The 18,632-nt window shown below is 43.9% G+C and carries 24 protein-coding genes and 1 tRNA gene; 18 read left to right on the top strand and 7 right to left on the bottom strand.

Annotation, left to right across the window (positions count from 1 at the left end):
- Nucleotides 1-2 precede the first annotated feature (2 nt).
- From ICV38_RS10200 to ICV38_RS10180, 5 genes are all read left to right on the top strand, one after another.
- Entirely contained in the window at nucleotides 3-683 is a 681-nt protein-coding gene (locus ICV38_RS10200) for a response regulator (RefSeq protein ID WP_215381542.1), read from the top strand.
- A gap of 96 nt (nucleotides 684-779) precedes the next feature.
- Entirely contained in the window at nucleotides 780-2,984 is a 2,205-nt protein-coding gene (locus ICV38_RS10195; RefSeq protein ID WP_215381530.1) for an OsmC domain/YcaO domain-containing protein, read from the top strand.
- A gap of 57 nt (nucleotides 2,985-3,041) precedes the next feature.
- Nucleotides 3,042-3,117: transfer RNA gene (locus ICV38_RS10190), tRNA-Phe, on the top strand.
- A gap of 74 nt (nucleotides 3,118-3,191) precedes the next feature.
- Nucleotides 3,192-3,557, top strand: a complete 366-nt coding sequence (locus ICV38_RS10185) for a hypothetical protein (protein WP_215381527.1) — start codon at nucleotides 3,192-3,194, stop codon at nucleotides 3,555-3,557.
- Between the two features lie 61 nt (nucleotides 3,558-3,618).
- Nucleotides 3,619-4,128 carry a hypothetical protein gene (locus tag ICV38_RS10180; RefSeq protein WP_215381524.1) on the top strand — a complete coding sequence of 170 codons (510 nt, stop codon included), beginning with the start codon at nucleotides 3,619-3,621 and terminating at the stop codon, nucleotides 4,126-4,128.
- Between the two features lie 66 nt (nucleotides 4,129-4,194).
- On the opposite strand, the gene ICV38_RS10175 is transcribed toward ICV38_RS10180, so the two are convergent.
- Nucleotides 4,195-4,584, bottom strand: a complete 390-nt coding sequence (locus tag ICV38_RS10175; RefSeq protein WP_215381521.1) for a hypothetical protein — start codon at nucleotides 4,582-4,584, stop codon at nucleotides 4,195-4,197.
- A gap of 338 nt (nucleotides 4,585-4,922) precedes the next feature.
- Here ICV38_RS10175 and ICV38_RS10170 point away from each other — a divergent pair, with 338 nt between their 5' ends.
- From ICV38_RS10170 to ICV38_RS10135, 8 genes are all read left to right on the top strand, one after another.
- Nucleotides 4,923-5,270, top strand: a complete 348-nt coding sequence (locus ICV38_RS10170; protein WP_215381518.1) for a hypothetical protein — start codon at nucleotides 4,923-4,925, stop codon at nucleotides 5,268-5,270.
- Nucleotides 5,271-5,391: 121 nt separating this feature from the next.
- The gene (locus tag ICV38_RS10165; RefSeq protein ID WP_215381515.1) at nucleotides 5,392-6,075 is read left to right on the top strand and encodes a DUF2461 domain-containing protein; all 684 of its coding nucleotides are present in this window, start codon (nucleotides 5,392-5,394) and stop codon (nucleotides 6,073-6,075) included.
- Nucleotides 6,076-6,103: 28 nt separating this feature from the next.
- On the top strand, nucleotides 6,104-6,502 hold the full coding sequence (locus tag ICV38_RS10160; protein ID WP_215381501.1) for an MAPEG family protein: 399 nt from the start codon (nucleotides 6,104-6,106) through the stop codon (nucleotides 6,500-6,502).
- A 15-nt stretch (nucleotides 6,503-6,517) separates the two neighbouring features.
- The gene (locus tag ICV38_RS10155; RefSeq protein ID WP_215381499.1) at nucleotides 6,518-6,907 is read left to right on the top strand and encodes a tautomerase family protein; all 390 of its coding nucleotides are present in this window, start codon (nucleotides 6,518-6,520) and stop codon (nucleotides 6,905-6,907) included.
- 110 nt (nucleotides 6,908-7,017) lie between these two features.
- A complete protein-coding gene (locus ICV38_RS10150) occupies nucleotides 7,018-7,974 on the top strand; it encodes a sodium-dependent bicarbonate transport family permease (protein ID WP_215381497.1) in 957 nt (318 codons plus the stop codon).
- 38 nt (nucleotides 7,975-8,012) lie between these two features.
- The gene (locus ICV38_RS10145) at nucleotides 8,013-8,225 is read left to right on the top strand and encodes a hypothetical protein (RefSeq protein ID WP_215381494.1); all 213 of its coding nucleotides are present in this window, start codon (nucleotides 8,013-8,015) and stop codon (nucleotides 8,223-8,225) included.
- A gap of 180 nt (nucleotides 8,226-8,405) precedes the next feature.
- Nucleotides 8,406-9,089: a haloacid dehalogenase type II gene (locus tag ICV38_RS10140; RefSeq protein ID WP_215381491.1), complete on the top strand. Its 684-nt coding sequence runs from the start codon at nucleotides 8,406-8,408 to the stop codon at nucleotides 9,087-9,089.
- 32 nt (nucleotides 9,090-9,121) lie between these two features.
- The gene (locus ICV38_RS10135; protein ID WP_371819256.1) at nucleotides 9,122-9,913 is read left to right on the top strand and encodes a substrate-binding domain-containing protein; all 792 of its coding nucleotides are present in this window, start codon (nucleotides 9,122-9,124) and stop codon (nucleotides 9,911-9,913) included.
- 79 nt (nucleotides 9,914-9,992) lie between these two features.
- Here ICV38_RS10135 and ICV38_RS10130 read toward each other — a convergent pair whose 3' ends face one another.
- Genes ICV38_RS10130 through ICV38_RS10115 form a run of 4 tightly spaced genes read right to left on the bottom strand, consistent with a single transcriptional unit; the run spans nucleotide 9,993 to nucleotide 12,298 of the window.
- Entirely contained in the window at nucleotides 9,993-10,763 is a 771-nt protein-coding gene (locus ICV38_RS10130) for a MipA/OmpV family protein (protein WP_215381466.1), read from the bottom strand.
- Between the two features lie 44 nt (nucleotides 10,764-10,807).
- Complete coding sequence (locus ICV38_RS10125) at nucleotides 10,808-11,452, bottom strand: histidine phosphatase family protein (protein WP_215381463.1); 645 nt, start codon at nucleotides 11,450-11,452, stop codon at nucleotides 10,808-10,810.
- 4 nt (nucleotides 11,453-11,456) lie between these two features.
- On the bottom strand, nucleotides 11,457-11,855 hold the full coding sequence (locus ICV38_RS10120) for a GNAT family N-acetyltransferase (RefSeq protein ID WP_215381460.1): 399 nt from the start codon (nucleotides 11,853-11,855) through the stop codon (nucleotides 11,457-11,459).
- Nucleotides 11,852-12,298: an MOSC domain-containing protein gene (locus ICV38_RS10115; RefSeq protein WP_215381447.1), complete on the bottom strand. Its 447-nt coding sequence runs from the start codon at nucleotides 12,296-12,298 to the stop codon at nucleotides 11,852-11,854. The genes ICV38_RS10120 and ICV38_RS10115 overlap by 4 nt, the downstream gene beginning before the upstream one ends.
- Before the next feature lie 130 nt (nucleotides 12,299-12,428).
- On the opposite strand from ICV38_RS10115, the gene ICV38_RS10110 reads away from it, so the two are divergent.
- The 3 genes from ICV38_RS10110 (at nucleotide 12,429) to ICV38_RS10100 (ending at nucleotide 14,123) form a co-directional block, all read left to right on the top strand.
- Complete coding sequence (locus ICV38_RS10110) at nucleotides 12,429-13,301, top strand: DMT family transporter (protein WP_215381444.1); 873 nt, start codon at nucleotides 12,429-12,431, stop codon at nucleotides 13,299-13,301.
- A gap of 355 nt (nucleotides 13,302-13,656) precedes the next feature.
- Entirely contained in the window at nucleotides 13,657-13,890 is a 234-nt protein-coding gene (locus ICV38_RS10105) for a DUF2798 domain-containing protein (protein ID WP_215381441.1), read from the top strand.
- The gene (locus ICV38_RS10100) at nucleotides 13,887-14,123 is read left to right on the top strand and encodes a hypothetical protein (RefSeq protein ID WP_215381439.1); all 237 of its coding nucleotides are present in this window, start codon (nucleotides 13,887-13,889) and stop codon (nucleotides 14,121-14,123) included. The genes ICV38_RS10105 and ICV38_RS10100 overlap by 4 nt, the downstream gene beginning before the upstream one ends.
- A 10-nt stretch (nucleotides 14,124-14,133) precedes the next feature.
- On the opposite strand, the gene ICV38_RS10095 is transcribed toward ICV38_RS10100, so the two are convergent.
- Nucleotides 14,134-15,762 carry a peptide chain release factor 3 gene (locus ICV38_RS10095; RefSeq protein WP_215382885.1) on the bottom strand — a complete coding sequence of 543 codons (1,629 nt, stop codon included), beginning with the start codon at nucleotides 15,760-15,762 and terminating at the stop codon, nucleotides 14,134-14,136.
- Nucleotides 15,763-15,818: 56 nt separating this feature from the next.
- Complete coding sequence (locus ICV38_RS10090) at nucleotides 15,819-16,556, bottom strand: pseudouridine synthase (RefSeq protein ID WP_215382883.1); 738 nt, start codon at nucleotides 16,554-16,556, stop codon at nucleotides 15,819-15,821.
- A 100-nt stretch (nucleotides 16,557-16,656) separates the two neighbouring features.
- Between ICV38_RS10090 and ICV38_RS10085 the strand changes: the two genes are divergently transcribed.
- Both ICV38_RS10085 and ICV38_RS10080 read left to right on the top strand, forming a co-directional pair.
- On the top strand, nucleotides 16,657-17,985 hold the full coding sequence (locus tag ICV38_RS10085) for a dicarboxylate/amino acid:cation symporter (RefSeq protein WP_215381436.1): 1,329 nt from the start codon (nucleotides 16,657-16,659) through the stop codon (nucleotides 17,983-17,985).
- Nucleotides 17,985-18,629 carry a carboxymuconolactone decarboxylase family protein gene (locus ICV38_RS10080; protein ID WP_251368152.1) on the top strand — a complete coding sequence of 215 codons (645 nt, stop codon included), beginning with the start codon at nucleotides 17,985-17,987 and terminating at the stop codon, nucleotides 18,627-18,629. Before ICV38_RS10085 ends, ICV38_RS10080 begins: the two co-directional genes overlap by 1 nt.
- The last annotated feature ends 3 nt before the right edge of the window (nucleotides 18,630-18,632 follow it).

Here is an 18,632-nt window from a genome sequence, read left to right as displayed (position 1 = left end):
GCATGGCTAGTATTTTGGTCGTTGATGATGAGATGGGAATTCGTGAGCTTCTCAATGAGATTCTGACGGATGAGGGTCATACCGTATATGCAGCCGAGAGTGCTGTTCAGGCTCGTACCATTCGCGAACAAATGCGCCCAGACTTAGTGTTACTTGATATCTGGATGCCTGATACCGATGGCATTACTTTATTAAAAGAGTGGTCAAAGACTGGCCAGCTAACAATGCCCGTGGTGATGATGTCTGGTCACGCTACTATTGACACGGCAGTTGAGGCTACCCGCATTGGCGCCCTCAACTTTTTAGAAAAGCCTATTGCCTTACAGAAGCTGCTAAAGACGGTGAGCAAAGCATTAGAAAGTTCGCCAAAATATATAGAGCCTCAAGAAGATAAGGCTATACAGTCAGGGGTGACTGCGCCAACCCCAAAATCTATAAGCACTGAGCTGGCCCTCACAGCACCGGAGGGTCAATACATCAGCGGGATTGCAAAAACCTATTTTGATTTGCCGCTAAGAGAGGCAAGAGATCTTTTTGAGAAGGCTTATTTTGAGCACCAGATGCAAATTATGGGTGGGAGCATGACCAAGATCTCAGAGTACACGGGTCTTGAGAGAACGCACTTGTATCGCAAGCTTAAAGCTTTAGGAATTGATACCTCTCGCAACAAAGGCGAGCAATAATTTTTCGCACAAGTGTTTTCATTGCGTTGCAAGTATCGTGCAATGCAGTCAATAGATATCTCGCATTAGAGATTCATCTTCTTTGGAAAAGTTCCCATGGAAATTAAAGTTAACTTTCTTGACAAGTTACGTCTTGAGGCCAAGTTTGATGACTTCACGGTAATCGCCGACCAGCCTATTCGATATAAGGGTGATGGATCTGCTCCAGGTCCGTTTGATTACTTCTTGGCTTCTTCGGCTTTATGCGCCGCTTATTTTGTGAAGCTCTACTGTGATACTCGTAATATCTCCACTGAAAATATTCGCCTTTCACAGAATAATATCGTTGACCCAGAAAATCGGTATCAACAGATATTTAAGATTCAAGTTGAATTGCCAGAGGATATCTCGGCCACAGATCGCCAAGGCATCCTGCGCTCGATTGAGCGCTGCACAGTCAAAAAAGTAGTGCAAGCTGGACCAGAATTTGTCATTGAAGAGGTGAAGAGTCTGGACGCCGACGCACAGTCTTTATTGACCATTAAGCCAGCCTCTGACGCCAGTACTTTTATTTTGGGCAAAGATCTGCCGCTCGAGCAAACAATTGCCAATATGACAAGCGTGTTAGCTAATCTGGGCATCAAGATTGAAATTGCTTCTTGGCGCAACATCATTCCAAATGTTTGGTCTCTGCACATTCGCGATGCAAACTCTCCAATGTGTTTTACCAATGGCAAAGGCTCAACCAAAGAGAGTGCGCTGGCATCAGCCCTTGGCGAATATATTGAGCGACTGAGTAATAACCATTTTTACGCTGGCGCATTCTGGGGTGAAGATATTGCTCATCAAGCTTTCGTTCATTACCCCAGTGAACGTTGGTTTATGCCAGGCCCAAATGACGCTTTACCAGCAGAAATCTTGGATGAATATTGCCTAAAGATTTTTAATCCCGATGGCGAGTTGTATGCCTCTCATTTAATCGACACTAATTCTGGAAATGCTGAGCGTGGTATTTGCTCGCTCCCTTATGTGAGGCAGTCAGACGGCAAGACGGTTTATTTTCCGTCTAACCTTATTGAAAATTTATTTGTGAGCAATGGTATGAGTGCAGGTAATACGCTTGCAGAAGCTCAAGTGCAATGTCTCTCAGAAATTTTTGAGCGTGCAGTAAAGCGTGAAATTCTAGAAGGTGAGATTGCTTTGCCCGATGTGCCGCAAGAAGTGCTTGAGAAATACCCAAGTATTTTGGCGGGCATTCGTGGTTTGGAAGAGCAGGGCTTTCCAGTCTTGGTAAAGGATGCATCGCTCGGCGGTATTTACCCCGTGATGTGTGTCACCCTCATGAATCCGAGAACGGGCGGGGTATTTGCATCATTTGGTGCCCATCCAAGTCTGGAGGTTGCTCTAGAGCGCAGCCTAACGGAATTGCTGCAGGGTCGAAGTTTAGAGGGCTTGAACGACCTACCCCCGCCGACATTTGCAAGTGAAGCGGTGACAGAGCCAAACAATTTTGTTGAGCACTTCATTGATTCGAGCGGCATAGTGTCGTGGCGTTTTTTCAGCACTAAATCCAATTACAAATTTGTTGAGTGGGATTTTTCCAGTCATGGCGAAAATCCCAATGAGGTTGAGGCTGCAACTTTATTTGGCATTCTCAAAAATATGGGCAAAGAGGCATATCTTGCTGTGTATGACGAGCTGGGAGCAACTGCCTGTCGAATTTTGGTGCCAGGCTATTCTGAAATTTATCCGATAGAGGATTTGATTTGGGATAACACAAATAAGGCGCTTTTATTCCGCGAAGATATTTTAAATTTACATACCTTAAGTGATGACAGTTTGGGCGCGCTACTAGAGCGCCTCGAAAATAATGAGCTCGATGAGTACGGTGATATTGCTACATTAATTGGTATCGAGTTTGATGAAAATACAACCTGGGGCCAGCTTACGGTTTTGGAGTTGAAGTTATTGATTCATCTTGCCCTGAAGCAATTTGATGAGGCATATGAGCTGGTCGGTGCCTTTCTTCAATATAACGACAACACGGTTGAGCGCAAATTGTTTTACCAGGCGTTGTCGGCAGTTCTAGAAATTACGCTTGAAGAAGATTTGAAGCTTGAGGACTATGTTGATAATTTCCGAAAAATGTTTGGCAACGAAAGAATGGACGCCGTAATCCGATCGGTGCATGGCAGCCTGCGCTTTTATGGTTTGACCCCAACCAGCATTAAGCTTGAGGGCCTTGATAGGCACCAACGCTTAATAGATAGCTATCGAAAATTGCATAAGGCACGGGCAAAGGCTGTAACTAAGGCTGATTAATGCTGTTCAACCCATTTTTAAGACAAAAACAGAGTTTCATTTATAATTCCCAGTCTTGGCCTGGTAGCTCAGTCGGTAGAGCAGAGGATTGAAAATCCTTGTGTCGGTGGTTCGATTCCGCCCCGGGCCACCAAGAAACACCAAAACCACCTTCGGGTGGTTTTTTAATTTGCGATACAACCGATGGAATTCACTTAGAATCAGACAATGCGCTTGATGTCTATTGCCACCCTCATTTTCATATTCAATACAGCTTTCATGCCTGTATTAGGGGCGGCTCATGAGCAATCACATCAGACTCAGGAAGGCGTAGCCCAAATTACTTGGAATGATGATCAATCTAGTAATGGCTTATTTCAAATAGTTCACGATGATCATCATGATCAAGTAAGCTCCAGCAATCTAGACCGTCATGATGGCGATCACCAGTGTCATCACATTTCAGTAATTGGTATGGTGGGATCCGGCAATACTTCAGTGGCTCGAGACCTCAAAAGCTATAACGCTATTGAGCCACTTTTAACCCTGGAATTTTTCCCAACCAGAATCGAGTATCCGCCCAGAAACGCTTAAACAAATAGCTCTGAACTCAATCTTTTGCGATTGAGCATTCCACATTTGTTTAGGGTTTTATATGAAAGCGATAAGAGTTGCTTTGTTTGCTTTAGCTTTTGCTTCAAGCATTCATAGCTCAGCAGTAGGTGCCGAAGAGTCTATTGATGACCATACACTGATTTTGTTGGTAGGTCCCGCAATGGAGAAAAATACAGTAGACGGTTCAAAAGCCTATGGCACTTCATTGGCTGTTGAATTTACGGCGATTGAACATCAATTAGACATTGAGGTGGGAACGCAGTATCTGAGTACACCCAATCCAAAAGAGCTCGGAGCCCAAATCATCTTTAAAAAACCATTTGAGTTGGCATCCGATATTGAGCTTGGTGTAGGCTTAGGGCCTGCTATCTGGAGGAAGACAAGCTCCCCCAATAATAGCCTTCAATCAGGCATAGTCTTTGTCGCCGATTTTATGCTTTGGACAACAAAGAAAGTTGGATGGTATCTCAGTCCTAGTTATACCTATGGCACAAGTAGTGGTGCCGAAAGGGTAATCGGGCTTTCAGTAGGATTGTTGTTCTCAATGTAGGTATCGGATGAGACATCCTCGGCCCTGGTTGATTTGGCCCTAAGCACCAAAACTATAATGGCTTAATTATTTTATGATGGGCTTTTCGCATCTACCAATAAACTCATTTCTAGCTATAGTGCGTTCATTAACATTTATATGTTCACCAACGGCCCAAATGGCATCAATTTCTGCAAATGATAGTGTGCTGGTGTCGTAAATAATGCGCTTGCGCTCTCTAGTGCCGTTTTCTTCTTTAATGAAATTACAGCTGATAATGTTAGATCGTTTAGCGCAATCATAATCATCAATTTTGTTATTTTGGATCTTATAGGTTCGCGTAACCTGAGATGTAACAATCTCTTCTTTTGCTTTTGTGTTAACGACCGCTCCGTAACAACTTAATGTTAAGTTGTCAGGATTTTGAGTACAACCAACCAGCCCACTAAAAAGTATTAGCCCAAATAGTCTTTTCATAGAAGTCCCATTAGTTATGATAACCATAACTGATATTTTCGCCACCCACTTTGTGATTGGTCGCCTAGGGAAAATCTAGAATCTGCCATCTTAGACTTTTGTTAGATTCCGCTCTGGGCCACCAAGAAATAGCAAAACTACCTGCGGGCGCCCTTTTTTGTCTAAATTTATTTTTAGTGCGCTCAATTCCAACTGCTTTCTCTGGCCTCTTTACCGAAAGCAAACACTAACATGACATAAAAGTGCCATCAGATCGTCATTATTGGCTCTTAAAGTTGAGCTTGTGTCGTCCAGCAGACAAGGCGATTTCAAACTCATTTAGCCAAAAGGAGGCCAGCATGCCCGTTAAAAGATTTATTAAAACCAGACCCCGTGTTAGCTTTTCAATTCTCGCTACGGTATGTATGGGGGCAAGCTTAGCAGTAATACAAGTGCAGGCAAACATTCACAGTCAAACAGAAATTACCCAAATAAACCCACATCAAATTCCTGCCGACTTAAATCCTAAGTCGAGTTTTATGGAGAGCATTCTTGACCCCATTCGATTAGAGGCAAAGGACTTATTGGAGGAGGCCAAAGAAGAGACATTGATAAAAGAGGGCGAAATCATTCACGAAGTTGCTTTTAAAGATAATCTTGCGCATTCCAAGCCTATTTACGACTACACGACTGGTACTTCAAATTGAGATAATAGGCTCCGGCACCAAAGTTACTAAGAAACACCAAAACCACCTTCGGGTGGTTTTTTCATTTATCGGTATGATGGTTTTGTTGCTTGTAACCGATTGAGACGAGATCCTAAGATCAATGGCTGACTTTCCTGGTTTTAGCCCCAAAGCCTTCAAATTTCTTGAAGAGCTTACGAATAATCAAAATAGAGTTTGGTTTGCTGAGCATCGCTCAGAGTATGAAGAGTTTGTGCGAGAACCTATGAAGCATTTTACTGAGGCTCTATCTGAGAATTTTGCCAAGAGAGATATTCCAGTATGGGGCGATCCTAAAAGATCTCTTTTTAGAATTAATCGGGATGGACGTTTTTCAAAAGCAAAACACCCCTACAACATGCATGCTAGTGGCCTATTTACTAGAACTGGTGACAAACACTCACCTGGTGTTTTGTATTTCCGCTTAGACCCTTTAGGAAGCCGGTGTGCTGCAGGTTATTTACAACCCGAGACCCACATTCTGAAAAAACTCAGACAGGGAATATTAGATAACCCTAAGGCCTGGTTATTAATAGAAAAATCCCTGAAAAGAAAAGGCTATGAGCTTGATTATTCACATACATTAGCTCGCATACCCAGAGGCTTTGAAGATGTGCCTCCAGAGGTCGAGCGGGCTATCAAGTTAAAAGGGTGGATCATCAGAAAGCAGTTGCCTCGATCAACTATCTGCTCTAAAAATGCCATTAACGAAGTGACAGATTTTGCTAAAGATATGCTGCCACTGTTAAGTTTTGGCTGGCATGCGCTGGAAAAGTTTACCGATTAAATAACTTTGTTTTTATTTGGAGATTTAAATGCTATTAGTTACTTCAATCATCGCTTCTCTATTGACTATCATTTTTATCAAGCTCTCGTTTGCCGTAATAGGGCTTAGAAGAAAGAACAAGGTTGGGCTTGGAAGTGATGGTCATGAGGATTTGGAGAGAGCCATTCGCGCACAGGGTAACTTTGCTGAATATGTTCCTTTCGGAATCATTCTGATTGCTTGTCTAGAGCTAAATGGGGCGCCTTGGTGGCTGGTTGCTCTTGCTGGAATTGCTTTGATTATTGGGCGCTTATTCCATGCCAAAGGAATCAATACACCCCCACCTGATTTTAGTAATCGTATTTTAGGAATGAAGCTTACCTTTAACACACTCATTGCCTTGATTGCATTAAATTTGGGCTGGTGCGTCTATAGGCTGGTTGTTTAAAAACAAGGGATTCTTATGCCATTAGTCAGAATTGATTTAAGTAAAAAATACTCTGAAAGTTTTGCACAGCAGGTCGGAGATATCATTTATCAGATAATGCGGGAGCAAATCAATGTCCCAGATGATGACAAGTTTCAGATCATTGCGAGGCATGACCTAGCGGAGTTCAATATACCCAAAAGCTATTTGGGGATTGAATATTCCGAGGGGATCATTTTTATTCAAGCGACCATCAGCTTTGGAAGATCTACAGAACTCAAAAAAGGGCTCTACAAAGCCATTTGTGAAACCCTAGTGCAAAAACTTAAAGTCAGGCCTCAAGATATCTTTATCAATTTAATCGAAGTGAATAAAGAAAATTGGTCATTTGGAAATGGTGAAATGCAATACGCTGACAAGGATTAAGCACTCTACGCCCAACCCATTTAAATCAACCGTCTTCGGGCTGTTGTTGTTTGGACCTTAGGCCATATGGGGTCAATACAAGAATCTCCAAAATTGCCTAATATATGGGTATGAGTAATTTCTTAGATCCAGCAATTCTCTTTTTTGTTTTTGGCGCTTTTGCTGGCGCCGTTAAGTCCAATTTAGAAATTCCTCAGCCAATAGCCAGATTTTTATCTTTATATCTATTGATGGCTTTGGGTTTAAAGGGCGGCTTTGCCCTTCATAAATCAGGGTTTACTGTCGAGATTGGTTTGGCGCTAGGGTTGGCTGTATTTCTTGCCATCATTATTCCGCTGCTGGGTTATCTAGTCTTAAGAACCAAGCTTAACAATTACGATGCAGCTGCTATTGCTGCTACCTATGGCTCAGTAAGTGCCGTGACTTTTATTACCGCAACACAAGCGCTTGATCAATACGGTATTGCGTTTGGTGGTCATATGGCAGCTGCAATGGCTTTGATGGAATCGCCCGCAATTATCCTCGCAATTTTATTGGCGAATAAAGCTAGGGCAAGCACGACAAATTCAAAACAATCTGTAGGTATGTCAAAGATTTTGCACGAATCATTTACTGATGGCGCACAACTTCTTTTACTCGGATCAATGGTGGTTGGATTGGTGAGCGGTGATGGTGGGCAAAAAATCATGGCACCCTTTTCTATTGATCTCTTTAAGGGGATGCTTGCATTCTTCCTGCTAGATATGGGATTGATGGCGGCTAAGAACTTCGAGGGATTGAAAGGTAAGCCACCGATCACTTTGTTTTATGCCATAGGTGCGCCATTGGTTCATGCTTCGATTGCATTGGGCTTGTGTAAATTGCTTGGCTTACCACTAGGCGACACCGTTCTTTTAATGGTTCTCGCTGCCAGCGCCTCTTATATTGCCGTACCAGCCGTATTGAGGCATGCTCTTCCAGAAGTCAATCCGGCCTTATATATGGGAATGTCGCTGGGGATCACTTTCCCTTTTAATATCATTTTTGGAATCCCGCTCTACGCCTTTATTGCAGGGCTTACTTATTAAAAACTCGCCTACGTTTTGTAGATGCTTAGAATGTGGATATGCCTAATAAGTCCTCACTAGAGTCTGAAAAGGAATTAAAGCCAATAGAGCCAAGCTCCCAGAGGGAGTCTGCAAATCCTGAGCAGGAAGATACTTTTGGGGTAGTTTCTAATATTCCTAAGACTGCTAGTAGCGAGAAACGCAAGAAGGCTCTAAGCAAGCGCGAAATGATGGAAGAGTTAAGCAAGCAACGATTTCCTTGGGATGAATAAAACATGAAACGATTTCTCTGTATTTGCGTGGCTGTATTTTCACTATGTACTTTAGCTGGCTGCTTGGCAAGTAGTACTTCACCAGACGGCGTTAACTGTAATTTCAGTCAAGAAAAGCCTTTATGGGAAATGCCCGTTGCTTGTCAAGGGCGATAAATAAAGTAGTCATTTGGAGACAGCATGTATAAGTTGATCGCATTTGATGCGTATGGAACCTTGTTTGATGTCTACTCCATGGGTGAGTTAGCAGAAAAATTATTTCCTGGTCATGGCCAAGCGCTATCTTTAATGTGGCGAGACCGACAAATTGAATATACCCGCCTTGTCACAATGAGTGATCCAAATCCAGAAGGTAGCAAGTACTACCTACCATTTTGGGAACTCACTATTCGTTCATTACGTTATGTTTGCAAGCGCATGGGCTTGAATCTCTCTGGCGAAAATGAAAAGCAATTGATGGATCAATACGCAAAGCTCTCAAGCTTTGAAGACAGCTTAAATGTTCTGCGTGAAATTAAAAACCGTGGAATCTCGACTGCAATTTTGTCAAACGGCAGTCGAGAAATGTTGGCTACAGTTGTAGAAAGCAATGGTCTTAAGTCTTATCTAGATCAAGTGGTCACCATCGAAGATGTACGTTTATTTAAGACCGCCCCCCAAGCCTATGAGCTTTTGCTTAAAGCATTTCCTGTTAAAAAGGATGAGGTGTTATTTGTATCCAGCAACGCTTGGGATGCATTGGCGGCTAAGTGGTATGGATATGATGTCTTTTGGGTAAACCGCTTAGGTCATCCGTTTGAGGAAATCGGCGAACAACCAAATTATGAAGGCAACTCATTAAGCAAAGTATTGGATGTTATTTAATTATTTTTAATACAGATACCTTAAATATGAAAATGATTTCTTCTATTAGAAGCACAGCTCTATTATTTGTTACCGCTCTCTTTTTCGCGGGCTCAACATTTGCCGCAGAGATTCAGGTAATTACTTCAGGTGCTTTTGCTGAGGCCCTTAAGGCTTTAGCGCCCGAGTATGAAAAACAATCTCCCAATAAAGTCCTGATTTCTTATGGATCTTCCATGGGCGGAGCGCCTGACTCGATTCCTTCTAGGCTGGCCAGGGATGAAAAGTTTGATGTCTTGATACTAGCGGGGCCAGCATTAGAGGGGTTTATCAAGAGCGGGGCAGTACAGCCCGGGAGCAGAGTGGATTTAGTTGCCTCTGTCATTGGCGTGGCAGTAAAGGCCGGTGCACCTAAGCCCGATATCAGTACTGTACCTGCGCTTAAGGAGACCCTATTAAATGCAAAGTCTGTTGCCTATTCAGCCAGTGCCAGCGGAACATATCTATCAACAGAGTTGTTTCCAAAATTAGGCATTGCTGAGCAGATGAGTAAGACTGCTAAAAAAATCTATAGTGAGCGCGTTGGGACCGTTGTTGCCAGAGGGGATGCGGAGCTTGGCTTTCAGCAGGTAAGCGAATTAATCCCAATCCCTGGAATTGACTTTGTTGGTGAAATTCCTGTAGAGGTGCAGCAGACCGTTTTGTTTTCAGCGGGCGTTACCAGTAACGTAAATAGTCTTGAGGCCTCAAGAGATCTGATTGCTTTCTTGGCTTCGTCCAAAGCAGCCCCAACCATTCAGAAAGCTGGTCTTAAACCACTTCTTCCCGCATTGCCATGGAAATAAAAACACTCTAGACGCAATCGATTGCACCCTGCAAATAAGTGGCTGCTTTGTAAGCCATCTTCAGGCAGCTTTTGTTTGCTTACTTAAAACGATAAGCTAAGGCGGCAAAAATATTGTCTTGGAAAGAACGGTTCATCACAGGGCTGTTATTAATTCCGTTGCCAAGCCATTTGCGACGCCCATACAGATTGACATACCAATTATCAACAACTGGGATTTCAACCATAAAGCCCGCAATTAAATTGCTGGTTGCTGGGGCGGTATAAGCGCTATAGCCAGTTTGATTCGATTCACCAGGGCTAATGCCGTAATAGTAATTGGCATATTGGCTAGACTGTCTCTCAATACCAACCTCAGGATAAACAACAACATTTTTGTAGGTTTCTAATTCGGCGAAATATAAGAATTCATAGAGCGCACCTTTTGACTTTCCAAAGTCGTGATACGCGTTAGCAAAAAATCCACCAATAGGCGTTTCTTGATAGGTGCCGAACCCTAATGGAATGGGATCGCTGCGATTCAGAGATGATCCATTAATCGGAGACTTCACTTTATAGGTATTGAGATCTATTTTGCCAATCACTTCAAAATAGCCATAACCCATTTTGAATGTTTTGATACCCACTTCATCGATACGAGCAAAAAAACGTTTGTAGTCAAAAAAAGCATAAGGCAACACGAGTGATTGTGTTCCTTCGGTTCCAATATGCATATTTGATGAGTAAACGGCAGCGCCAATGTCACCAACAATATGATCTGGTAATCCGTCTGGTATATCTACTGGCTCAAGATTGAGGGCATATAGCGGCATGGAAAGCATCGCTAAAAATAGATACAGCGGTAATTTCATGAATAGCTTCATGTCGTAATAATAGGTTATTTGGTTGGGGTAGGCTATAGATCTAAGTTATCTAGCGCCAAGCCTTCGAGATGACTGGTATCTGCCCAGCAGTCGACTTTCCATGAGGAGCCATCATGACTAATCCAGTTCAAAGAAGCATTGGGGACATTAACAGCCTTGTCGGCCTCCAATGCTTGATTGCTGGCTAGCCGATACATCATATCGAGCGCTCCACCATGGCTTACTAGCAAGATGGTTTTACCGGAATGCTTAAGTCGAATTTTTTCAAGCGCCCCATGAATGCGCGCGGCAAATTGCTTGATACTTTCTCCGCCTCTAAGCTCATGATCAAGGTCTCTGCTTAAATGAATTTCCCAGAGCTCAGGCTCAAGCTTTGGCGCATCACTTGTCGTAATTCCTTGCAGAGCTCCCAGATGGCGTTCTCTGAGCGATTCATCAGATATCGCGCTTACTCCAAAAGCGGTTTCAATGGCCTTGGCAGTTTTTGCGGCACGCAAAAGATCGCTCGTGTAAAGCACATCAAACTTCAAATCAATGGCTTGAAGAGCCTTAGCCATTTGTATGGCTTGTTTTTCTCCATGAGAATTGAGATCAATATCAGTATGACCCTGAAGGCGGCGCTCAACATTCCAGTTGGTTTCACCATGGCGTATTAAGCAAAAGTGTGTTGTTGTCATGCAGTTATGATTTCTTAAGCGTCCAGGCACGAGGATTATGCTCAAAGCCAATATGTTCATAGTACTCATTCGCTTTGGGTGCCGCCAAAAGCACAATCATGCATTCTGGTCCCAAATGAGATTGGGTAAGTGCAATGAGTTGCTTGCCAATGCCCGCACGTTGATAGTCTTGATCAACAGCTAAATCTGCCAGATAAGCTACATAAGAAAAATCCGTTAGTGTTCGAGAAATCCCTACAAGCTTTTCACCATCCCATGCCGTGATAGTGAGATCAGCATTCTTAAGCATTGCCTCAAAGGTTTGTTTGTTGTGAATGGGGCGTCGCTCCCCGAGGGTAGAACGAATATAAAGATCAATCGCCTGATCGGCGGTAATGGTGGTATCTGCGCTATAGCGAATCATGCGGCTTCCTGATGAACATGCAATAGATCTCCAACTGAGATGCTGCCGATTTCTAATATCTCAGCGCGCAGACCTCCGCGATGATCAAAGGCATCTAAAAAGTCAAATTGATTGAGAAGTTGGGCAGGTCTTTGACAGGGAGTGCAAAGTTCCACCCCCTTCAACAGAAGCCTCCCCAGATGAAATGTTTGACCTGCCAGACGATTGAGATCATCTGCACTCATATTGGCAATCACAATATTTCTGCGCGTTTGGGCGCTATTGAAAGTAGCTTCACCACTAGCGATGAGCCATTCATTCGCCGTGGCTATGCCAGCCTCAGTGATTAGAGTAATGTGGCGGACTTTATTTGGAAGCGTTTGCGAATAAGCCCCCACACCACTTGCATAACGATCACCTTTAATGCCTGTTGATAGCAGCTCTGCTTGATGTATTGACTCCATAGGGGCCCCGGCTACGGGAGCAATATAGATGGCTTGGATATGAGGCATTTTTATCATCAGAGTTTATATATTACAGCCCACTAAGCCGGTTTATTAATACAATGCATTGAATAATCTCTAAAGGGTGACAGTGAACAAAGAAAGCAAGGGAATGCTGATCGGATTTGTCGGCATTCTGATTTTTAGCCTCACCCTGCCGGTGAGTAAGATTGCTGTCCTGAGCTTTGATCCTTACTTTATTGCGTTTGGTAGAGCATGCTTAGCCGGCTTAGTTGCACTGGCTTACCTTGCTTATACAAAAGCACTCCTACCTCGCAAAACAGATGTCCTGAAATTTATTGTGATTGCATTAGGCGTTGTATTTGGCTTTCCAATCTTTACTACTGTGGCCATGAAGGAAGGGTCTTCTTCACATGGCGCTGTGATTTTGGGGATGATGCCATTGGCCACCACAGTCATTGGTGTATTACGCTTTAAAGAGCGCCCTTCCATCGGTTTTTGGCTGGTGTCCTTATTAGGCGCTGGCCTCGTAGTTGTTTATGCACTCTTAAAAAGTGATGGCAGCTTTACTTATATTGATGGGCTCTTAGTCTTGGGCGGTATATGTGCTTGTATTGGGTATGTTGAGGGAGGAGAGTTGTCTCGTAAGATGAATCCTCGCGCAGTCATTTCTTGGGCCCTAGTGATTTCATTGCCGATCAATATCGTGATGGCCTATTTCACCTTTCATGCAGAGTATTGGAGCGCAGATCTAGTTGCGTGGACCAGCTTCGTTTATCTCAGCTTGTTTCCCATGTTCTTGGGATTTTTCTTTTGGTACGAAGGTCTCGCAATTGGCGGTATTGCTCGGGTGAGTCAAGTGCAACTGATTCAGCCATTCTGCACTTTACTGGCTGCAAGTATTTTCTTGGGAGATCACCTTACTATCATGAATATGGTGTTTGCATTCTTAGTAGTGTCGACGGTTATCTTGAGTAAAAAAATGTTAGTCAAACGAAATTAAGTTTCGAATGACAATAAAAAAGCCCCGTTTATCGGGGCTTGTTATTTATGCTGCAACAACTTGGATCTTATTGAGTGCTCGCAAAATTTTGCTTTTCTCTTTTGGCTTGGTGCTCGCTTCCATTAGTTTAGTAAGCTGAGCTGGGTTAAGAGGCCCCAGGCGTGTTTTGCCTGTTTTGGTGAGCATGGGGTCGTTTTTTCTGTTTTTCTGGTTTTGGCCTACAGCCATTCTGATTCCTTAATTGGAAAGGTGATGAATCTGAGGGCATTACTCAAAAGATTCCCCTGTATAGGGCGCGAGATAGTGATCACGATTCAGAATAACAGTTAAAAAGATCAGGCGCTATGATTGTGGGATGATTAATCTTAATAGTATTATTTTTTCTTTGGTAATGGGCTTTTTGATGTCGGCAAGCATTACGCTTGCAACGACTTTTATTCGCATTGGTCCTGTAGAGAATTTTTTCTGGATCTGGCTAGAGGTCTGGTCAGTTGCTTACCCTGTAGCCATCATTTGTATTTTGATTTACAGACCCTTCGCCACTAAAGTGACGGCAGTCATTCTTGAAAAATTAAGAGGGGCAAAATGAAGAGCTATTTGTTACTGGTAATTGCCAGCTTTATCCTAATGAGTTGCGCAGCAGTTTACACAGACGCCTCTGATGCAAATCATATCACTTTCTTAAATAGCAGTGACGAGTCAATTGAGCAGCTTACTCAAAAAGCCAATGCTTACTGTGCCCAGTATGGAAAAACAGCTTCTTTTAAAAAGGATGATTCGTCTTTGCTTGCGGTATTTAACTGCAATGCTGTACGTCAATAAATAATCTAATTTATCCAGCTAGTTCAGATTGATAGATGAGGCCTGCGTGCTCTCTAAGAGCGTGGAACTGAATGGATTCCCAGCGCTGTTGAGCAACATCTAGCTCGGATTTGTGTGAAGCCAAAAATACAGAGGCCCCAACAACGTCTTCAGCCATGCGATGAATATTTTCCTGGGTAAACTTTTTAAGGGCAATGGGATCTTCTGAGCTAACCCAGCGGGCTAGGCTGTAGCGAGCAGGAAGCAGGCGGACTTCAGCGCCATATTCAGTCTGGAGACGATGACTAACAACTTCAAATTGCAATTGGCCAAAAGCACCTAACAACATTGTTCCGCCTGCCATTGGACGAAACACCTGAATAGCGCCTTCTTCGCCAAGCTGCATTAAGCCGGTCCGCAATTGCTTGGAGCGCAGTGGATCTGCAGACTCAACCATGCGGAAGATTTCAGGGGCAAAAAACGGCAACCCTGTAAATTGTAATTGTTCACCTTCGGTTAGTGTGTCACCTAAGCGAAGCAGGCCATGGTTTGGAAGTCCGATGATGTCACCCGGAAAGGCTTCATCAAGAATATCGCGTCGCTGCGATAAAAATGAGAGCGCATTATTAGTCCGCACTTCCTTACCATTGCGGCAAATCTTGAGCTTCATGCCGCGTTGGAAGTGACCGGAGCAAATGCGTAAAAATGCGACGCGGTCACGATGCGCTGGATCCATATTGGCTTGAATTTTGAACACGACGGCGGAAAATTTATTTTCTGCGGGGCTTACTTCACGTTGCAGCGCTTTGCGTGATCCGGGCGATGGGGCCAATTCAACTAAGGTGTTGAGAATTTCACGAACACCAAAGTTATTAATTGCAGAGCCAAAGAATACGGGTGATTGGCGGCCAGCTAAAAATGCCTCGCGATCAAAGGCGGGCATCGCTTCTTTGATGAGTTCAACTTCCGCCAAGGCGTTTTCCAGGTCGGACCCAAGGCGCTCTTTAAGAGCGGGATCATTCACGTCAACTACTGCATGGGAATCTTCGGTTACGCGATCTTCACCAGCTTTAAACATGCGCATGCGCATATTAGCAATATCAATGACGCCGGCAAAAGATTTGCCCATGCCCACCGGCCAGGTAAATGGAACAACTTCAATACCGAGCGCAGATTCAATTTCATCCATCAACTCCATGGGCGGTTTTACTTCGCGATCCATCTTATTAATGAAGGTAACAATCGGTGTGTTGCGGGCGCGACAAACTTCTAAGAGCCTCAAAGTTTGGGACTCTACGCCGTTTGCAGCATCAATCACCATTAATGCAGAATCTACTGCGGTCAAGACGCGATAAGTATCTTCCGAGAAATCTTGGTGTCCTGGTGTATCGAGAAGATTAATAATGCAGTCACGATATTCCATCTGCATTACAGAGCTTGCAACAGAAATTCCGCGTTGCTTTTCTATTTCCATCCAGTCAGAAGTAGCGTGTCTGCTGGCCTTGCGCGCTTTGACGCTTCCCGCAATCTGAATCGCACCTGCATATAGCAATAGTTTTTCAGTCAGCGTTGTTTTGCCTGCATCTGGGTGAGAGATAATGGCAAAGCTGCGACGTCTAAGTACTTCTGCGGCTGGGGTGCTGGAGGTAGAGGTATCGATGGTAATTCTGCGCTGGTTAATCTGGTTTCGGTCGAAATTATAAGCGGGTGAGCTCTTTAGAATTGCTCTTCCGGCCTGAGAAATCGCCAATGACCGGGCGGTAGAGGGCCTAATGAAATGCGACCCATCCTGACACGTTTTAATCCGAGCACTTTTAATCCGACCATCTCACACATACGACGAATTTGGCGTTTACGACCCTCGCGTAAAACAAATCGCAGTTGATCTTCATTCTGCCAGCTCACTTGTGCTGGTTTGAGTGCAACCCCATCTAACGAAAGACCATGTTTGAGACGGTCTAAATCTTCGAAAGAGAGCACACCTTCAACGCGGACTAAATATTCTTTTTCAATGGGACTGTTCTCGCCAATTAAGAGCTTTGCAATTCGTCCATCTTGAGTCAAAACAAGTAGGCCAGTAGAGTCAATATCGAGGCGACCTGCAGGTGCGAGACCTTTGGTATTAAAGCGCGGGTTTCTACCTTTATCGAGTGGGCTGCCAAAGTAATTGTCAGGTGTAATGAGTGATGCAGCTGGTTGATATTCTTGCTCATCATCGTAATGAGATATGTAGCCAACCGGCTTATTCAAAATAACAGTAATACGCGATGCTTGTTGTGCTTTAGCGCCAGATTGCAATTCAATCTTTTGATGTCGATAGGCGCGCACACCTAGCTCATTTACGACTTCACCATCTACAGTGACAAGTCCCTGTTCAATATAAGAATCAGCTTCGCGTCTAGAGCATAGGCCGAGCTCAGATAGTAATTTAGAGACGCGAACTTTTTCTTCCATGCCTGCATTATCCGTTAAAGCCCGACAAGATATGGTGCGAGGCAACATTTCAATTTGACTACACTACTGGTTTAGAGATTACTTAATAAAGGAAGTCGCCATGACAGTTGCTTTAAAAAAACCGCCGATCTATAAAATCCTTTATTTTCAAGTACTTGTAGCTGTCGTAATTGGCGTTTTATTGGGCCATTTCTACCCAAGCCTTGGCACAGATATGAAGCCCTTCGGCGATGCTTTCATCAAAGGCATCAAGATGTTAATTGCTCCTATTATTTTCTGTACGGTGGTGTTGGGGATCGCTGGCATGGAAGACATGAAGAAGGTTGGCAAAACGGGCGGTCTTGCGCTTCTCTACTTTGAAATTGTGAGCACAATTGCATTAATCGTTGGGCTTATTGTGGTGAATCTATTGCAGCCAGGCGCCGGAATGAATATTGATCCAGCGAGCTTAGACACCAAAGGTATTGCTGCTTATACCGGCCCAGGAAAAATGGGCACGACCACAGATTTCCTGATGAACATTATTCCTAGCAGTGCAGTAGATGCATTTGCCAAAGGCGAGATTTTGCAGGTGCTCTTTATTGCGATTTTGTTTGGATTCGCGCTTCATAAATTTGGCGGGCGTGGAACAATGGTGTTCGACTTGATCGAAAAAACATCACATGTTTTGTTTGACATGATTGGTGTGATCATGAAATTTGCACCAATTGGTGCATTCGGTGCAATGTCGTTCACGATTGGCAAATACGGCATCAGCTCTCTATTCTCTTTAGGCAAGTTGATGGGTTCGTTCTATTTAACTTGCCTGCTCTTTGTATTCATTGTGCTTGGGATTATTGCGCGCCTGAATGGTTTCAGTATTTTCAAATTTGTGCGTTACATAAAAGAGGAGCTGTTAATTGTTCTAGGAACTTCTTCGTCGGAATCTGTTCTGCCACGTATGATGGAAAAGATGGAGTTATTGGGCGCTAAGAAAACTTGTGTTGGTTTGGTGATCCCAACGGGTTATTCATTTAATTTAGATGGCACATCGATTTACTTGACCATGGCTGCAGTATTTATTGCACAGGCAACCAATACCCCGATGACGCTCATGCAGGAAGTGACTTTATTGTTAGTCTTGCTGCTTACTTCAAAGGGTGCTGCAGGCGTAACGGGTAGCGGGTTTATTGTTTTGGCCGCAACACTTTCTGCGGTCGGGGACGTTCCTGTTGCTGGCTTGGCAATTATTCTTGGTATCGACCGTTTCATGTCTGAGGCGCGCGCGTTAACTAACTTGGTTGGTAATGGCGTGGCCACAATTGTTGTTGCAAAGTGGACTGGTGAGCTTGATCAAAAGCAACTGACTAGCGTCCTCAATCGCGATAATTGGATTGAAGCGCAAGATCCAGAGGTAATTTTGGATCAGCGACAAGAGAAGATGAAGTAATGATCAAGTCTGGAGGCGCTGTGAAAATAAGACAAATAGGTTTGTCGCTTATAACGGCGCTAGCACTTCATGAAGTGGCAATTGCACAAACGCGCCTTCCAGAAATTTCCGTAGATCAATACACAGTAGAGCAGCAAAAAGCTGCGCAAGAATTTGAAGTTGCGCGCAAAAAGACTCCTTGGGGGCCATTTGCAATGTTGATGTATAGCCCGCAACTCATGAATAATGCTCGCGCTATGGGTGACTACCTGCGCTATAACTCTGCGTTCGATAGCGCGCTTAGTGAATTTGCAATTTTGATCACTGCGCGTGAGTGGAGTCAGGATTATGAGTGGTCTGTGCACTACCCAATTGCAATCAAGGCAGGACTGAAGCCAGAAATTGCACAGTCATTGAAAGAGGGGCGCAGGCCTGAAGGCATGAGCCAGGATCAGTCGATTGTGTATGACTTTACGATTGAGTTACAAAGAAATAAACAGGTTTCTGACGCAACTTTTGCTAAAACTGAACAGCGTTTTGGGAAAAAAGGCGCGGTTGATTTAGCAGGAATTGCTGGCTATTACACTTTCTTGGCCATGGAAATGAATATGGCTAAGGGCCCTGCGCCAATTGGAAATGAGCGCTTGCCCCGTTTCCCCGAGTAACAG

The sequence above is a fragment of the Polynucleobacter sp. MG-6-Vaara-E2 genome, from assembly GCF_018687695.1.
In the GTDB taxonomy this organism is placed as follows: Bacteria; Pseudomonadota; Gammaproteobacteria; order Burkholderiales; family Burkholderiaceae; genus Polynucleobacter.
This window is presented reverse-complemented; position numbering and strand designations above follow the sequence as displayed.

Excerpts from the sequence above, each read along its gene's own strand:
- ICV38_RS10090 (WP_215382883.1), bottom strand. The coding sequence starts at position 16,556 with ATGGAAGAAAAAGTTCGCGTCTCTAAATTACTATCTGAGCTCGGCCTA.
- ICV38_RS10125 (WP_215381463.1), bottom strand. The coding sequence starts at position 11,452 with ATGACAACAACACACTTTTGCTTAATACGCCATGGTGAAACCAACTGG.
- ICV38_RS10105 (WP_215381441.1), top strand. The coding sequence starts at position 13,657 with ATGATTAATCTTAATAGTATTATTTTTTCTTTGGTAATGGGCTTTTTG.
- ICV38_RS10115 (WP_215381447.1), bottom strand. The coding sequence starts at position 12,298 with ATGGAGTCAATACATCAAGCAGAGCTGCTATCAACAGGCATTAAAGGT.
- ICV38_RS10200 (WP_215381542.1), top strand. The coding sequence starts at position 3 with ATGGCTAGTATTTTGGTCGTTGATGATGAGATGGGAATTCGTGAGCTT.
- ICV38_RS10085 (WP_215381436.1), top strand. The coding sequence starts at position 16,657 with ATGACAGTTGCTTTAAAAAAACCGCCGATCTATAAAATCCTTTATTTT.
- ICV38_RS10160 (WP_215381501.1), top strand. The coding sequence starts at position 6,104 with ATGCTATTAGTTACTTCAATCATCGCTTCTCTATTGACTATCATTTTT.
- ICV38_RS10135 (WP_371819256.1), top strand. The coding sequence starts at position 9,122 with ATGATTTCTTCTATTAGAAGCACAGCTCTATTATTTGTTACCGCTCTC.
- ICV38_RS10185 (WP_215381527.1), top strand. The coding sequence starts at position 3,192 with ATGCGCTTGATGTCTATTGCCACCCTCATTTTCATATTCAATACAGCT.
- ICV38_RS10180 (WP_215381524.1), top strand. The coding sequence starts at position 3,619 with ATGAAAGCGATAAGAGTTGCTTTGTTTGCTTTAGCTTTTGCTTCAAGC.
- ICV38_RS10195 (WP_215381530.1), top strand. The coding sequence starts at position 780 with ATGGAAATTAAAGTTAACTTTCTTGACAAGTTACGTCTTGAGGCCAAG.
- ICV38_RS10080 (WP_251368152.1), top strand. The coding sequence starts at position 17,985 with ATGATCAAGTCTGGAGGCGCTGTGAAAATAAGACAAATAGGTTTGTCG.
- ICV38_RS10130 (WP_215381466.1), bottom strand. The coding sequence starts at position 10,763 with ATGAAATTACCGCTGTATCTATTTTTAGCGATGCTTTCCATGCCGCTA.
- ICV38_RS10165 (WP_215381515.1), top strand. The coding sequence starts at position 5,392 with ATGGCTGACTTTCCTGGTTTTAGCCCCAAAGCCTTCAAATTTCTTGAA.
- ICV38_RS10170 (WP_215381518.1), top strand. The coding sequence starts at position 4,923 with ATGCCCGTTAAAAGATTTATTAAAACCAGACCCCGTGTTAGCTTTTCA.
- ICV38_RS10100 (WP_215381439.1), top strand. The coding sequence starts at position 13,887 with ATGAAGAGCTATTTGTTACTGGTAATTGCCAGCTTTATCCTAATGAGT.
- ICV38_RS10120 (WP_215381460.1), bottom strand. The coding sequence starts at position 11,855 with ATGATTCGCTATAGCGCAGATACCACCATTACCGCCGATCAGGCGATT.
- ICV38_RS10140 (WP_215381491.1), top strand. The coding sequence starts at position 8,406 with ATGTATAAGTTGATCGCATTTGATGCGTATGGAACCTTGTTTGATGTC.
- ICV38_RS10145 (WP_215381494.1), top strand. The coding sequence starts at position 8,013 with ATGCCTAATAAGTCCTCACTAGAGTCTGAAAAGGAATTAAAGCCAATA.
- ICV38_RS10175 (WP_215381521.1), bottom strand. The coding sequence starts at position 4,584 with ATGAAAAGACTATTTGGGCTAATACTTTTTAGTGGGCTGGTTGGTTGT.
- ICV38_RS10150 (WP_215381497.1), top strand. The coding sequence starts at position 7,018 with ATGAGTAATTTCTTAGATCCAGCAATTCTCTTTTTTGTTTTTGGCGCT.
- ICV38_RS10155 (WP_215381499.1), top strand. The coding sequence starts at position 6,518 with ATGCCATTAGTCAGAATTGATTTAAGTAAAAAATACTCTGAAAGTTTT.